This window comes from Mycobacterium hippophais (assembly GCF_027529605.1).
In the GTDB taxonomy this organism is placed as follows: Bacteria; Actinomycetota; Actinomycetes; order Mycobacteriales; family Mycobacteriaceae; genus Mycobacterium; species Mycobacterium arseniciresistens.
This window is the reverse complement of sequence record NZ_JAPZPY010000004.1, coordinates 303,673-317,997: the sequence shown is the minus strand read 5'-3', so window position 1 is coordinate 317,997 and position 14,325 is coordinate 303,673. Positions and strand designations below refer to the sequence as shown.

Here is a 14,325-nt window from a genome sequence, read left to right as displayed (position 1 = left end):
GTCAAGCCCGGCGGCCGGTCACTTCAGGCCCGCTGCGTCCATGCCGCGCAGTTCCTTCTTCAGGTCGTGGATCTCGTCGCGGATCCGGGCGGCCAGCTCGAACTGCAGGTCCCGTGCCGCCGTCATCATCTGCTCGGTCAGGTCCTTGATCAGGTCGGCGAGTTCGGCCCGCGGCATGTTGGAGGTGTCGCGACCCTCCACGATGCCCGCGCTGACCGCCCGGCCCGGCTCGCCCTGCGCACGGCGGCCCCTCGACGCGTTGCGGCCGGACCCGCCGACTTCGACGGTCTCGCTGTCATCGGCCTCGCGGTACACCTGATCGAGGATGTCGGCGATCTTCTTGCGCAGAGGCTGCGGATCGATGCCGTGCTCGGTGTTGTAGGCGATCTGCTTGGCCCGGCGCCGTTCTGTCTCGTCGATGGCCTGCTTCATCGAGTCGGTCATGGTGTCGGCGTACATGTGCACCTCGCCGGACACGTTGCGCGCCGCGCGGCCGATCGTCTGGATCAGGCTGCGAGGCGAACGCAGGAAGCCCTCCTTGTCGGCGTCGAGGATCGCGACGAGCGACACCTCCGGCAGGTCGAGGCCCTCGCGCAGCAGGTTGATGCCCACCAGCACGTCGTACTCGCCGAGCCGCAACTGCCGCAGCAGCTCGACCCGCCGCAGCGTGTCGACCTCGGAGTGCAGGTAGCGGACCCGGATGCCCAGTTCGAGGAGGTAGTCGGTGAGGTCCTCGGACATCTTCTTGGTCAGCGTGGTGACCAGCACGCGCTCGTCACGCTCGGTGCGCTTGCGGATCTCGCCGATGAGGTCGTCGATCTGGCCCTTCGTCGGTTTGACGATCACCTGTGGGTCGACCAGCCCGGTCGGCCGGATGACCTGCTCGACGAACTCGCCGCCCGCCTGACTGAGCTCGTAGGGACCCGGCGTGGCCGACAGATACACCGTCTGGCCGATGCGGTCGGCGAACTCCTCCCACGTCAGGGGGCGGTTGTCGACGGCCGACGGCAGGCGGAAGCCGAAGTCGACGAGATTGCGCTTGCGCGACATGTCGCCCTCGTACATGCCGCCGATCTGCGGCACCGTCACGTGCGACTCGTCGATGACGAGCAGGAAGTCCTCGGGGAAGTAGTCGATCAGCGTGGCGGGTGCGGTGCCCGGCCCACGACCGTCGATGTGCCGCGAGTAGTTCTCGATGCCCGAGCAGAACCCGACCTGCTTCATCATCTCGAGGTCGTAATTCGTCCGCATCCGCAGCCGCTGCGCCTCGAGCAGCTTGCCCTGCCCCTCCAGTTCGGCCAACCGTTCCTCGAGCTCCTTCTCGATGCTGGAGATGGCCTGGGCCATCCGCTCAGGCCCCGCCACGTAGTGGGTGGCGGGGAAGATGCGCAGCGAGTCGACCTTGCGGACCACGTCGCCGGTCAGCGGATGCAGGTAGTACAGCGCCTCGATCTCGTCGCCGAAGAACTCGATGCGCACCGCCAGCTCCTCGTAGGAGGGGATGATCTCGACGGTGTCGCCGCGCACCCGGAACGAGCCGCGGGTGAAGGACATGTCGTTGCGGGTGTACTGCACGTCGACGAGCAGGCGCAGCAACGCGTCGCGCTGTACCTCGTGCCCGACCTGCAACTCCACCGACCGGTCCATGTAGGACTGCGGCGTGCCCAGGCCGTAGATGCAGGACACCGACGCGACCACGACGACGTCGCGCCGGGACAGCAGGCTCGACGTGGCCGAGTGCCGCAGCCGCTCGACGTCGTCGTTGATCGAGCTGTCCTTCTCGATGTAGGTGTCGGTCTGCGCGATGTACGCCTCGGGCTGGTAGTAGTCGTAGTACGACACGAAGTACTCGACCGAGTTGTGCGGCAACATCTCCCGCAACTCGTTGGCCAGCTGTGCGGCCAGTGTCTTGTTCGGCGCCATCACCAGCGTGGGACGTTGGAGCCGCTCGATGAGCCAGGCGGTGGTGGCCGACTTGCCGGTGCCGGTGGCGCCCAGCAGGACGATGTCACGCTCCCCCGCCCTGACGCGGCGCTCGAGTTCCTCGATCGCCGCCGGCTGGTCGCCCGCGGGGTCGTAGGGGCTGACCACCTCGAACCGGTCACCGGTGCGCACCATCGCCTCGACAGGGCGGTACTCGGAGTGCGCGAGTACGGGGTGTTCGGTAGCGAAAGCCATGTTCACCAGGGTAAGCGCGAGGTACGACAAGTTCATTCCCCGTGGCCGTCGGAACGCCTTATCCTGACGCCATCCATCCGCCGAAGACCGAGACATTCGACCTGCGCGCCCGCACGAACACCGACCCCAAGGGCATCGTGCGGGCGGTCGACGTCTACACGGTGAAGCCATGGGGGCTGTACGTCGCGCGCCCGACGCCCGGCCGCGCGCAGTTCCACTACCTCGAGTCCTGGCTGCTGCCTGCCCTGAATCTGCGTGCCACCGTGTTCCACTTCAATCCCGGCCACGAGCGCGACCAGGATCACTATCTCGACGTCGGCCGATACACCGCCGGGCCCGACGTCTGGCGGTCCGAGGACCACTATCTGGACCTGGCGGTGCGCACCGGCCGCGGGGTCGACGTGCACGACGTCGACGAACTGCTGGCCGCGGTCTGCGACGGCCTGATCACACCGGAAGTTGCTGAGCGCGCGGTGCGGACGATGATCGACACGGTCGAAGGGCTGACCCGGCACGGCTATGACCTGCACAGCTGGCTGGCGGACAACGGCGTGGCCGTGACGTGGCGCGAGTAGTAAGGTCGGCTCATGAGTTTCGTCAGGCGCGGATGGGTGGTGGCCGCCGCAACGGCCGCGCTGTTCGCGGGCGCGCAGCTGACTCCGGCTCTCGCGCCGGCCGATCCCGAGGGGCAACCGCAGGTGGAAGCGCCGCCCACGGGTACCCAGGTGCTGCACAACATCATCTACCGGGCCCGTGTCGACGGGGTGTCCCGCGGGGCGACGATCACCTACGCCGCCGAGGGTGACCAGACCCAGACGGCGAATCCGACGATGGTTCCCGGTCGGGTCGTCGACATCAACACCGTGCTGCCCGCTTCCGGCGTCGCCACGATGAAGGTGCAGGTCAAGTGGCCGTACTCGGCGAACCTGCACTGCGAGATCCTGGTCGACGACCAGTTGGTGGCCCAGGCGGACGACTTCGTCGCCCCGCGACTGATCCCCAACCGCGACGACCCGGACTTCGGTTCGCTGTCCTGCCAGGCCCCGGTGACCGCTGAGGCGCTGCCCGCGCCGGTCGACCCGGCTGCCGCGCCGCCCGCGGACGCGCCGGCACCGCCGGCCTGACCGGCGGGAACCCTTCGCCCGGATGTCCTCCGGCATCGCCATCGCCAAAGCCGCCTGACACGGCGCTATCTCATCGCGTGCTCGCGTGGCGGTAGCCGGTCACCATCGGCGCCGCGCACACCGCCGCTGTCCCGACCGACCACACCAGCACGCCCAACGCCGGCGCGGCGACCGGACCGCCGAGGGCGAGGCCCTTCATCGCATCGATCGCACAACTCATCGGCTGGTACTGCACCACGGGCTGTAACCACGCCGGGTACTGCGTGAGAGGGACGAACCCGGTCGAGAAGAACACCAGCAGTGCGATGCCGAGTCCGGTCGCCTCGGCGACCACGACATTGCTCAGCCGCACGGCAACGGTGACGACCAGCACCGAGAAGCCCAGTCCGAACACCACCGGTATGCACACGTACAGCGGCAGCACCCAGACACCCTGCGTGAAGCGGAAACCCAGCGCGACCCCGGCGACGAGCACCACCGCCACGCTCAACAGGATGCGTGCGGCCTCGGCGGCGAAGCGGGCCACCAGGGCCGACGACCGGCTGATCGGCAGCACCCACATCCGCGCGAGCAGACCCTCGTCGCGTTCCCGCATCAGCGCGATACCGGCGGCCGAGGATCCGAAGACCGCGCCGACGAGAGCCGTCATCGGCACGGTGCCGTAAAGCGCGTCGTGGCCGGAGACGGCGGTCACCGCCCGTCCGAACACGAGGTCGACTGCCAGCAGGAACATCACCGGCAACAGCAACGCCTCGATGACGGTGCGCGGGTCGTGTCGCCACGCGATCAGCAGCCGGTGCCACTGCACCCATGTCTCTACGGCGATCCGCCTCATCGAGGATTCCTCGCCGTCAGCCTCCGGTGCCACACCAGGGCGGCCACCGAGAGAACGACCACCCAGCCGCAGGCGGCCGCGACCGCCGTAGCCACCCCGCCCGGTGCGGTGCCGGCGTTCCCGGCCAGTGCCCGTAGCGCCTCGACGAACACGGAAACGGGCTGGTGGCGAACGAACGGCTGGATCCAGCGGGGGAACTGCTCGGCGGGCTGGATGCCCACCGACAGGTATCCGAGTATCAGCTGCGGCACCAGCAGCAGGTGCGGTGTCGCCTCCGGCCTGCGAATGGCCACGCCGATCACGTCACCGACCAGAGACACACTCACACCGATCGCGATCACCAGCATGCAGAACGCCGCGGTGTGGAAGCCGTTGCCGTAGAAGCGGAACCCGATCACGTAGCCGCAGAGGACGGCCACTGCGAGGGCGACCGCGCACCGATATCCGTTCGCGGTCATGCGGGCAGCCAGTGGGACGAACGGTGACACCGGCAGGCTGCGGAAGCGTCGCTCGACGCCCTGCACGGAATCGGTGGCTGAGCGGATGGCAGCCGACATCGCCGCGAAGAACACCGCCTGCACGGCGATGAGCGGCATCAGGTACTGCGCGTAACCGCCGTTCCCCGGCACGAACCCACTCATCACCTCCCGCAGCGGGATGTAGAAGCTGACGGTGAACACCGCGGACAGTGCGACCGCGATGGCCAATTCGCCGTTGCGAAAGGTGGGGACGACGACGCGCAAGGTGAGCACCCACCACTGCTGCAGGCCCGACGGATCAGGCCGCGCCACAGCAGCATTCACGACAGCGCGTCGACGACCGGAGTCGCCCCATCCCCGGTGAGGGACATGAAGACATCGTCGAGTGAGGGCCTGCGCAGGACCACGTCGGCGACCTCGACACCGTGTGCCGCCAGCTCGGTGAGCACACGCAGCAGTGTGGTCGCCCCCTCCGGCGACGGCATGATCACCCGGTCCTGCTCCGCCGCGACCACCACGTCGCCAGGATGCGAAGGCAGCAGGCGTTGCATCAACGCGGCCACCGTCGCCACGTCGGCCGGATCTCTCGGCACGACCTCGCAAAAACTCGCGCCGGTGCGCTCCTTGAGCGTCTGCGGGGTGCCTTCGGCGATCACCACTCCGCGGTCGATGAGGACGATGCGGTCACACAGCGCGTCGGCCTCCTCCAGGTACTGGGTGGTGAGCAACGTCGTGATGCCTTCGCTCGTGAAGCGTCGCACCATGTTCCATACTCCCTGCCTGCTGCGTGGGTCGAGCCCGGTCGTCGGTTCGTCGAGGAACACCACGTCGGGGCGGACCACCAGTCCGCACGCGATGTCGATGCGGCGCCGCATCCCGCCGGAGTAGGTCGACACCCGGCGGTCGGCGGCCCCGGTCAACTCGAACTCGGCGAGCAGTTCGTCGGCGCGAATCCGTGCCGCGGCCTTGCGGAGTCCCTGCAGGCGAGCGAACATCACCAGGTTCTGCCGGCCGGTGAGCATGGTGTCCACCGCCACCTGCTGGCCGGTCAGCATGATCTTCTTGCGCACCTCGGCAGGCTGGATGGCGACGTCGAATCCCGCGACGAGGGCGCGGCCGGTGTCGGGCCCGGTGAGGGTGGACAGGATGTCCACCAACGTGGACTTGCCCGCGCCGTTCGGTCCGAGCAGTCCCACCACCTCGCCCCGGTCGATGTGAAAGGTGATGTCCCGCAGTGCCGTGACATCACCGAACGACTTGCCCACTCCCTCGACCGCGACCGGTGGTTCGCCGGTCTCGGCGGAAGCGGTGGTCACAGACCGGCCGCGCGTTCGAGATCCTTCAGAGCCGTCTCGAAGAGGTCGAGGAACCGCTCGAGACCGGGCACCGTCGCGGTGTTGCCGACCACGGAGAACGTGACGTTCTCACCGTCGCTGATGAGGCCGAAGTTCAGCGCCTGGCCGCTCAGCGTCGGAGCCAGGGCGTACGTGGCGAGAAGTCGCGCTCCCCCGCGGTACAGCGCCTCCCGCGGCGCAGGCACCTGGGAGATGGACACGTTGAACACCGGCGGGATGCGGCCACTTCCGACCGGGGCGCAGATCAGGCCGGCCAGGTGGATCGCGACCTGCTGGGGCAGCGACCTGATGAACCGCTTGTTGTAGTCCATCGACCGGTTGATGACTCGCAGTCGCTGCGCGGGATCCTCGAGGTGCGTGCCGAGATTGCACACCGCGCTGCCGAAGATGTTGCGTTCGTTGGCCTCTGTCCCGGTCCGCATGCTGACGGGCAGCATGCCGAGCATCGGGGTGTCCGGCAGCGCGTCGCATTCGATGAGGTACTCGCGGAGGGCACCGGAGATCATCGCGACCGACACGTCGTTCGGGCTGACGCCCACCGCCTTCGCCACGTCGGTGATCCGGGCCATCGGCCACGACCGCACGGCCACACTGCGGTCGCCGCCGGCGGGCGCGTTGAACATCGTCCGTGGCGCGCGGAACACCGGGAACAGCTCGCGCTCCCGCAGCGCCGCCCGGATCGCCGACGCCGACCGCCGGGCCGCCCTGGCGGTGTCGGCGGCCCTGCTCGCCCCGCTCCGCGGCGCGGGCCGCGCGGCCGGTGCCGCCTGACTCGCCGGCTGCCTGGCCCAGGACGCCCGCACCTCCCGGTCATCGGGGTCCGTGCTCAGCGACTCGCGCAGCATGCGCATTCCGGACACACCGTCGAGCAGCGCGTGGTGCGTCTTGGTGTACACGGCGAACCGCCCGCCCTCCAGGCCGCCGATGACCGTCGCCCTCCACAGCGGGCGGGTGCGATCGAGCAGGCCACTGTGCAGCCCGGACAGCACGCGGAAGAACTCACTGTCCCCGCCCGGGGCGGCCAGCCAGACCATCTCGAGGTGGTCGTCGAGGTCGATCTCCGTGTCATGGGACCACCGCACCGCAGAGGTGCCGCGACGCGTCTGCCGCGGGTGACCGGTGAAGACCGTTGCCACATCGGTGCAAGCCCGCATCTTCGCGAAAATTTGCTCGGCGAAGTCGTCGCCGGCGTCGGCCGGCGGCTCGAAGATCTGCAGCGAGGCGATGTGCATCGGATGCCGAGACGTCTCCAACTTGAGCATGACTGCCGCTTCCGGCGTGGCGAACTGCGGCAAGATAGTTTCCCCTTCAAGCGAATTCACGCAGAGACACAGATGGGCGCCTCGAGTCGGAACCAAGGAACCCAGCTGTGGCGGCACGATGTGCCGGCATCCGGTGTCACCTGCTGACTCAAGCGCCCACCGCGATGCTACGCAGGACAGCTCTTAGCCGCGCAGTGAACAGGCAAATTAGCCCGGGCGTCAACGGCGCCCAGGGGACGCGCCGTCATGGCCGCTCGCGCTAGGGCCGCCAGGCCGTGTCGTCGGCCCACGCGCAGGCACGCCGGTAGGCGTCGGCGAACCACGGCTCCTTGGCGTCCGCGTAGTCCGCGGTGTTCGCCGGCGCCGCGGCCACCACCCGGCGTTTGAGTGCGAGGTACTCGTCGCGCGCCGACTCGTCGGCCCGCAGCCAGTCCCGGAACAGCAGCGCGAACCGCTGGTTGGGCCGGCCGTCGACACGCAGGTGCACATTGGTCGGCCGGCCGGGGTCGGCGGATGCGTGAACCCGCTTCTGCCACAGGGACGCATCGTCGGTGTGCGGGGTGTCCTCGGAGATGGCGGCGATCCGCGGATAGCCCGCCGCCGACAGTGCGTCGCGCAACTCGTCGGCGACGTCCAACGATGGGACGGTCACCTGCATGTCGATGACGTCCTTGGCGTCCAGGCCGGGTACCGCCGTCGAGCCGATGTGGTCGATGCGCACGGCGCGGTGCCCGCAGGCGGTGGCCAACCGGGCCAGGATGCGACCCGCCTGGTCCGGCCAGCCCGGGTCGGCGGGGACCAGTAGAGGCTGCGCCGCCGCGCAGCGTCCGGCGTCGACATTGGCCGCGAACGGGACGATCCGGTTGTGCCACAGGTCCCGCGCGCGGGCGACGAGGTCGTCGGCGGTGCCGGAGTTGTCCAGCCATACATCGGCGACGGCGCGGCGCTGTTCCTCCGTCGCCTGGGCGGCGATCCTCGCCCGCGCGTCGGCCTCGGTGAATCCGCGGTGTTCGATCAGCCGGGCCACCCGCAGGTCCTCGTCGGCGTGCACGATGATCACCAGCGGGAACATCGGCGCCATCTGCGACTCGACGAGCAGCGGGATGTCCTCGACGATCACCGCATCGGCGGGGGCGGCGGCGATGAGTTCCTCGCGTCGTCTGCCGACCAGCGGGTGCACGATCCCGTTGAGGGTCTTGCGCTTCTCGTCGTCGCTGAAGGCGACCGCCGCAAGTGCCGGGCGGTCGAGCGCACCGTCGGGCCGCAGGATGCCGTCGCCGAACGCCTCGACCAGCGCGGCCAGGCCCTCGGTTCCTGGCTCGACCACCTCACGCGCGATCACGTCGCCGTCGACGACGATCCCGCCCAGTTCGTCGAACGTCGACGACACCGTCGACTTTCCCGCACCGATTCCGCCGGTCAGTCCGATTCGCAGCACGGGGACAGTCTGTCAGGACCCCGCGAACTCAAGCGAAGCGACCGGAGCAATCCAGCCCCGGAGACGACCGACGCCCCGGCTCGAATGAGCCGGGGCGTCAGCCGTTCTGACAGGTCTGTCAGATCAGGCAGCTGGATCAGGCATTGCCTGCGAGCTTCTCCCGAAGCGCCGCGAGCTGGGCGTCGCTGGCGAGCGATCCGCCGGCCGACTCACCCTCGGAACGCGACGAACCGTTGGCCGATGCGGGCCGTGCGGCCTCCTCGGCCTCGGCAGCGGCGAACTTCTCCATCTGCGCGGTGTGCATCTTGTGCCTGCGCTCCGCCTCGGCGTAGCGGGACTCCCACTCCTCACGCTGCTTCTCGAAACCCTCGAGCCATTCGTTGGTCTCGGAGTCGAAGCCCTCGGGGAAGATGTAGTTGCCCTGGTCGTCGTAGCTGTCGGCCATGCCGTACTTCGACGGGTCGAACTCGTCGGTGTAGTCCTCGTTGGCCTGCTTGAGGCTCAACGAGATCCGGCGACGCTCCAGGTCGATGTCGATGACCTTGACCATCGCGTCGTCGCCGACCTGGACCACCTGATCCGGGACCTCGACGTGACGCTCGGACAGCTCGGAGATGTGCACCAGGCCCTCGATGCCCTCCTCGACGCGGACGAACGCACCGAACGGCACCAGCTTGGTGACCTTGCCCGGCACGATCTGACCGATCGCGTGGGTACGGGCGAAGTGGCGCCACGGATCTTCCTGAGTGGCCTTGAGCGACAGCGAAACCCGCTCGCGGTCCATGTCGACGTCGAGCACCTCGACGGTGACCTCGTCGCCCACCGTGACGACCTCGGACGGGTGGTCGATGTGCTTCCAGGACAGCTCGGAGACGTGCACCAGGCCGTCGACGCCGCCGAGATCGACGAACGCGCCGAAGTTGACGATCGACGACACGACACCCTTGCGGATGGCGCCCTTCTGCAGCTGGTTGAGGAACTCGCTGCGGACCTCGGACTGCGTCTGCTCGAGCCACGCGCGGCGGGACAGCACCACGTTGTTGCGGTTCTTGTCGAGCTCGATGATCTTGGCCTCGATCTCCTTGCCGATGTACGGCTGCAGATCGCGGACGCGACGCATCTCCACCAGCGATGCGGGCAGGAAGCCGCGCAGACCGATGTCGAGGATCAGGCCGCCCTTGACGACCTCGATGACGGTGCCCTTGACGGCCTCGTCCTTCTCCTTGAGCTCCTCTATCGTGCCCCAGGCGCGCTCGTACTGAGCGCGCTTCTTGGACAGGATCAGGCGGCCTTCTTTGTCCTCCTTGGTGAGGACCAGGGCCTCCACCTCATCGCCGACGGACACAACCTCATTGGGGTCGACGTCGTGCTTGATGGAGAGTTCGCGGGAAGGAATGACACCTTCGGTCTTGTACCCGATGTCGAGCAAGACTTCGTCGCGATCGACCTTGACGATCGTCCCTTCGACGATGTCGCCATCGTTGAAGTATTTGATGGTCTTGTCGATGGCGGCGAGAAAATCCTCGGCCGAGCCGATATCGTTGACGGCTACTTGCGGCGAGGTGGCGACGGGACTTGGCATATTGTTGGGTTGCTCCGGACAGCTTAGGTAGTAGGGACTGTGAGTTGAGGACGTGCTGCACCCGCGATAGTGCACACAGGTGCCTATCGAGGCTACTCGACTAGGCGCACGCAGGACAAACCCGGGTCTAGCCTGCGGCCGTTCACTGGAACATCTGGCTACGCTGCTGACGTGCATCCTGGGGCGCCCGCAAACCACCGGCCACCGTATTACCACGGTCTGCCGAAACGGATCCGCAAAGTCGGTGTACCGATCGGCGTGATCATCCTGCTCGGCACCGTGGTCGGGCTGCTCGTGATCGGCATGACCGCGCTCAACCCCGTCGGCGCCGCGATCGGCTTCGTCATGTCGACCGTCGCCATCGCGGTCGTGGTGCTGGCCTACCTGTGGCTCGACCGCTGGGAGCCCGAGCCGCTGCGCCTGCTGATTTTCGCGTTCCTCTGGGGCGCCTCGGTGGCGGTGCTGTTGTCGCTGGTGCTGGGAGCGATCTTCGAGGCGGTGCTCGACCCCGGCGGGGACGGGACCAGCGCGGTGTCGACGTGGTTGGGCGCACCGCTGGTCGAAGAGGCGGCCAAAGGCGCGTTCCTGCTGCTCATGATGACCGGCAGACGGCGCAACGAGCTGAACTCGCTGACCGACTGCCTGGTGTACGCGGGCATCGTCGCCGCCGGCTTCACCTGGCTGGAGGACATCCTCTACATCTCGGCCGGCGAATCGCTGGGCGACTCGCTGGCCACGGCCGCGATGCGGCTGGTGATGGCGCCGTTCGCGCACTCGCTGTTCACCACCATGTTCGGGATCGGCGTGTACTACGCGCTGCACCGGCGCGGCGCGGGCGCCAAGTTCGGCTGCATCCTGCTCGGCTACGGCGCCGCGGTGTTCATGCACGCCCTGTGGAACGGCTCCTCGCTGCTGAGCTGGCAGTTCTACTTCGCGGTCTACCTGCTCTGGATGGTGCCGATCTTCGCGCTGGCGATCGCGCTGGGGGTGACGAGCCGGCGCAGGGAACAGCAGATCGTCGCGGCGAAACTGCCCGGCATGCTGGCGGCCGGACTCGTCACCCCGAACGAGGCGACCTGGCTGGGGTCGCTCGGCGCCCGCAAGTCTGCGGTCACCGAGGCGTCCCGGCTCGGTGGCCGCGCCGCGGGCAAGGCGGTCAAGGACTTCGCCGCACAGGTCGTCGAACTCGCGTTCGTGCGCGACCGCATCGACCGGGGCTTCGGCGATCCGCGGGTGTTCGCGCTGCAGAACGAAGAGGCCTACTGGGTCGGCGCCGCGCGGGCGGGCGCACCGGTGCTGCACACGATGGCGGGCTACCGCGCGATGGGCGGCAGGCCCCGTCGCTGAGCAGCTGGCCGTCGCCTAGTGCGCGGCGGCGTCCCAACTGCGGCCGTATCCGACGGAGACCTCGAGCGGGACGTCGAGCGGATAGGCGCTGCCCATCTTCTCGCGCACCAGCTCCTCCACGGCGTCGCGCTCGCCCGGCGCCACCTCGAACAGCAGCTCGTCGTGCACCTGCAGCAACATCCGCGACGACAGCCCGGCTTCCTCCAGCGCCGCCGCGGTGTCGATCATCGCGACCTTGATGATGTCCGCGGCGCTGCCCTGAATCGGGGCGTTGAGCGCCGCCCGCTCCGCCGCCTCACGGACGTTGCGGTTGCTGCTGTCGAGTTCGGGCAGGTAGCGGCGACGGCCGAACACCGTCTCGGTGTAGCCGACCTTGCGGGCCTGGTCGACGACGGACTGCAGGTAGTCGCGCACCCCGCCGAACCGCGAGAAGTACTGGTCCATCTGGACCTTCGCCTCCTCGGTCGAAATCTTGAGCTGAGCGGCCAGACCGTAGGCGCTCAGCCCGTAGGCCAGGCCGTAGGACATCGCCTTGACCCGCCGCCGCAGTTCGGCGGTCACCTCGTCGATGGGCACCGAGAACGCCCGTGATGCGACGAACGAGTGCAGGTCTTCGCCGGTGCGGAACGCCTCGATCAGGCCGCCGTCCTTGGACAGGTGCGCCATGATGCGCATCTCGATCTGGCTGTAGTCGGCCGTCATCAGCTCCGCGTAGCCCTCGCCGACGACGAAGGCGTCGCGGATCCGCCGGCCGGCCTCGGTGCGGATCGGGATGTTCTGCAGGTTCGGCTCCGTCGACGACAGCCGGCCGGTCGCGGCGATGGTCTGGTTGAACGTGGTGTGGATCCGCCCGTCGGACGCCACCGAGTTCAGCAGCCCGTCGACTGTGACCTTCAGCCGCGTCGCGTCGCGGTGGGTCAGCAGGTGCTGCAGGAACGGATGCCCGGTCTTGTCGAACAGCGACTGCAGGGCATCGGCGTCGGTGGTGTATCCGGTCTTGGTGCGTTTCGTCTTCGGCATCTCCAGCTCGTCGAACAGCACCGTCTGCAGCTGTTTGGGTGAGCCGAGATTGATCTGCTTGCCGATCACCTCGTACGCCGCCTCCGCGGCATCACGGATCTGGTCGGCGAATTCGCTCTGCAGCTGCTGCAACTGGTCGAGGTCGACCGCGATGCCGGCGTGCTCGAGGTCGGCCAGCACCCGCTGCACCGGCAGCTCCATCCGGCCGAGGAGCGACGAGGAGTCGATGCGGGCCAGTTCCTCGTCGAGCGCGTCCGCGAGATCGAGCACCGCGACAGCGCGCAGGATCACCGTCTGGACGGCCTGGTCATCGACGCCGTCGGAATCGTCGAGCAGCGAGAGTTGTTGCTGCTCCGGGTTTTCCGCCCGCAGCTCACGGCGAAGGTACCGCAGCGACAGATCGTCGAGGGAGAAGCTGCGCTGCCCCGGGCGCACCAGGTAGGCCGCCAGCGCGGTGTCGGAGGTGACGCCCCGCAGAGTCCAGCCGCGCCCGGCCAGGTCGTGCATCGCCAGCTTGGCCTCGTGCAGCGCCTTCGGCGGCCCGGGGTCGGCGAGCCAGGACGCCAGGGCCGCCTCGTCCTCGGGATCGAGTGTCGCGGTGTCGATGTAGCGGCCCTCCCCGTCGGCCGCCACGATGGCCAGCGCGGTGGCGTCCGCGTCGTAGGCCAGATGGGTGCCGACGACGGCGAGGCCGAAGCGGTTGCCCAGGCTGTGCTCGGACAGCCAGGCCGCCAGCTCGCCGGGTTCCAGGGCGCGGCCGTTGTAGTCGAATCCGTGCTCGACCTCGGGGTCGACCGAGGCGAGGGTCTCGAACAGCCGGTCGCGCAGCACCCGGAACTCGAGGTCGTCGAAGAGCCGGTGGATCTGGTCGCGGTCCCACGGCTGCATCCGCAGGGTGTCCGGGGTGTGGGCCAGTGGCACGTCCTTGACCAGGTCGGTCAGCTCACGGTTGAGCACCACGCTGGACAGGTTGGCCCGCAGGGCGTCGCCGACCTTGCCCTTGACCGTGTCCACCTGGTCGACCAGCGCCTGCAGCGATCCGTACTCGGCGATCCACTTGGTGGCCGTCTTCTCCCCCACTCCAGGGATGCCCGGCAGGTTGTCGCTGGGGTCGCCCCGCAACGCGGCGAAGTCCGGATACTGCGCGGGAGTCAGGCCGTACTTCTCCTGCACGGCCTCCGGGGTGAACCGGGTGAGCTCGCTGACCCCCTTGCGCGGGTACAGCACTGTGACGTTGTCGCTGACCAGTTGCAGTGCGTCGCGGTCACCGGTGACCACCAGCACCCGGTGCCCCTCCGCCTCTGCCTGGGTGGCCAGGGTGGCGATGATGTCGTCCGCCTCGAACCCCGGCTCGGCCAGCACGGCGATGCCGAGCGCGACGAGCACCTCCTTGGCGATGTCGATCTGACCGCGGAACTCGTCGGGCGTCGACGAGCGGCCGGCCTTGTACTCCGGATACTTCTCGACGCGGAACGTCTGCCGCGACACGTCGAACGCGGCCGCGACATGGGACGGGCTCTCGTCGCGCAGCAGGTTGATCAGCATGGCGGTGAACCCGTAGACGGCGTTGGTGGTCAGGCCGCCCTGGGTCTTGAAGTTCTCGGCGGGCAGCGCGTAGAACGCCCGGTACGCCAGCGAATTGCCGTCCAGCAGCATCAACGTCGGCCTGTCGTCCGTCGCGGCGGCGGCCTTCTTCTTGTCGGTG

11 protein-coding genes are annotated in these 14,325 nt (G+C 68.4%); 3 read left to right on the top strand and 8 right to left on the bottom strand.

The genetic code is table 11. From position 1 onward, the window contains the following. Nucleotides 1-18: 18 nt before the first annotated feature. Complete coding sequence (gene uvrB, locus O6P37_RS12845; RefSeq protein WP_264013429.1) at nucleotides 19-2,178, bottom strand: excinuclease ABC subunit UvrB; 2,160 nt, start codon at nucleotides 2,176-2,178, stop codon at nucleotides 19-21. Between the two features lie 71 nt (nucleotides 2,179-2,249). Between uvrB and O6P37_RS12840 the strand changes: the two genes are divergently transcribed. Together O6P37_RS12840 and O6P37_RS12835 are read left to right on the top strand one after the other, a co-directional pair. Continuing rightward, entirely contained in the window at nucleotides 2,250-2,753 is a 504-nt protein-coding gene (locus O6P37_RS12840) for a DUF402 domain-containing protein (protein WP_269894496.1), read from the top strand. Between the two features lie 12 nt (nucleotides 2,754-2,765). Continuing rightward, complete coding sequence (locus O6P37_RS12835) at nucleotides 2,766-3,302, top strand: hypothetical protein (RefSeq protein WP_269894411.1); 537 nt, start codon at nucleotides 2,766-2,768, stop codon at nucleotides 3,300-3,302. A 70-nt stretch (nucleotides 3,303-3,372) separates the two neighbouring features. On the opposite strand, the gene O6P37_RS12830 is transcribed toward O6P37_RS12835, so the two are convergent. The 6 genes from O6P37_RS12830 to rpsA form a co-directional block, all read right to left on the bottom strand. Further along, nucleotides 3,373-4,137, bottom strand: coding sequence for an ABC transporter permease (locus O6P37_RS12830; RefSeq protein ID WP_269894410.1), 765 nt, complete (start codon nucleotides 4,135-4,137; stop codon nucleotides 3,373-3,375). Further along, nucleotides 4,134-4,928: an ABC transporter permease gene (locus O6P37_RS12825; protein WP_269894409.1), complete on the bottom strand. Its 795-nt coding sequence runs from the start codon at nucleotides 4,926-4,928 to the stop codon at nucleotides 4,134-4,136. The genes O6P37_RS12830 and O6P37_RS12825 overlap by 4 nt, the downstream gene beginning before the upstream one ends. Nucleotides 4,929-4,936: 8 nt before the next feature. After that, entirely contained in the window at nucleotides 4,937-5,932 is a 996-nt protein-coding gene (locus tag O6P37_RS12820) for an ATP-binding cassette domain-containing protein (protein WP_269894408.1), read from the bottom strand. Beyond that, a complete protein-coding gene (locus O6P37_RS12815) occupies nucleotides 5,929-7,233 on the bottom strand; it encodes a wax ester/triacylglycerol synthase family O-acyltransferase (RefSeq protein ID WP_269894407.1) in 1,305 nt (434 codons plus the stop codon). Before O6P37_RS12815 ends, O6P37_RS12820 begins: the two co-directional genes overlap by 4 nt. Nucleotides 7,234-7,492: 259 nt before the next feature. Next, nucleotides 7,493-8,671: a dephospho-CoA kinase gene (coaE, locus tag O6P37_RS12810; protein ID WP_269894406.1), complete on the bottom strand. Its 1,179-nt coding sequence runs from the start codon at nucleotides 8,669-8,671 to the stop codon at nucleotides 7,493-7,495. A 136-nt stretch (nucleotides 8,672-8,807) separates the two neighbouring features. After that, a complete protein-coding gene (gene rpsA / locus O6P37_RS12805) occupies nucleotides 8,808-10,253 on the bottom strand; it encodes a 30S ribosomal protein S1 (RefSeq protein ID WP_264015247.1) in 1,446 nt (481 codons plus the stop codon). A 171-nt stretch (nucleotides 10,254-10,424) separates the two neighbouring features. Between rpsA and O6P37_RS12800 the strand changes: the two genes are divergently transcribed. Next, nucleotides 10,425-11,600, top strand: coding sequence for a PrsW family intramembrane metalloprotease (locus O6P37_RS12800; protein ID WP_269894405.1), 1,176 nt, complete (start codon nucleotides 10,425-10,427; stop codon nucleotides 11,598-11,600). A gap of 15 nt (nucleotides 11,601-11,615) precedes the next feature. On the opposite strand, the gene polA is transcribed toward O6P37_RS12800, so the two are convergent. Beyond that, complete coding sequence (gene polA / locus O6P37_RS12795; RefSeq protein WP_269894495.1) at nucleotides 11,616-14,276, bottom strand: DNA polymerase I; 2,661 nt, start codon at nucleotides 14,274-14,276, stop codon at nucleotides 11,616-11,618. Between the last annotated feature and the right edge of the window lie 49 nt (nucleotides 14,277-14,325).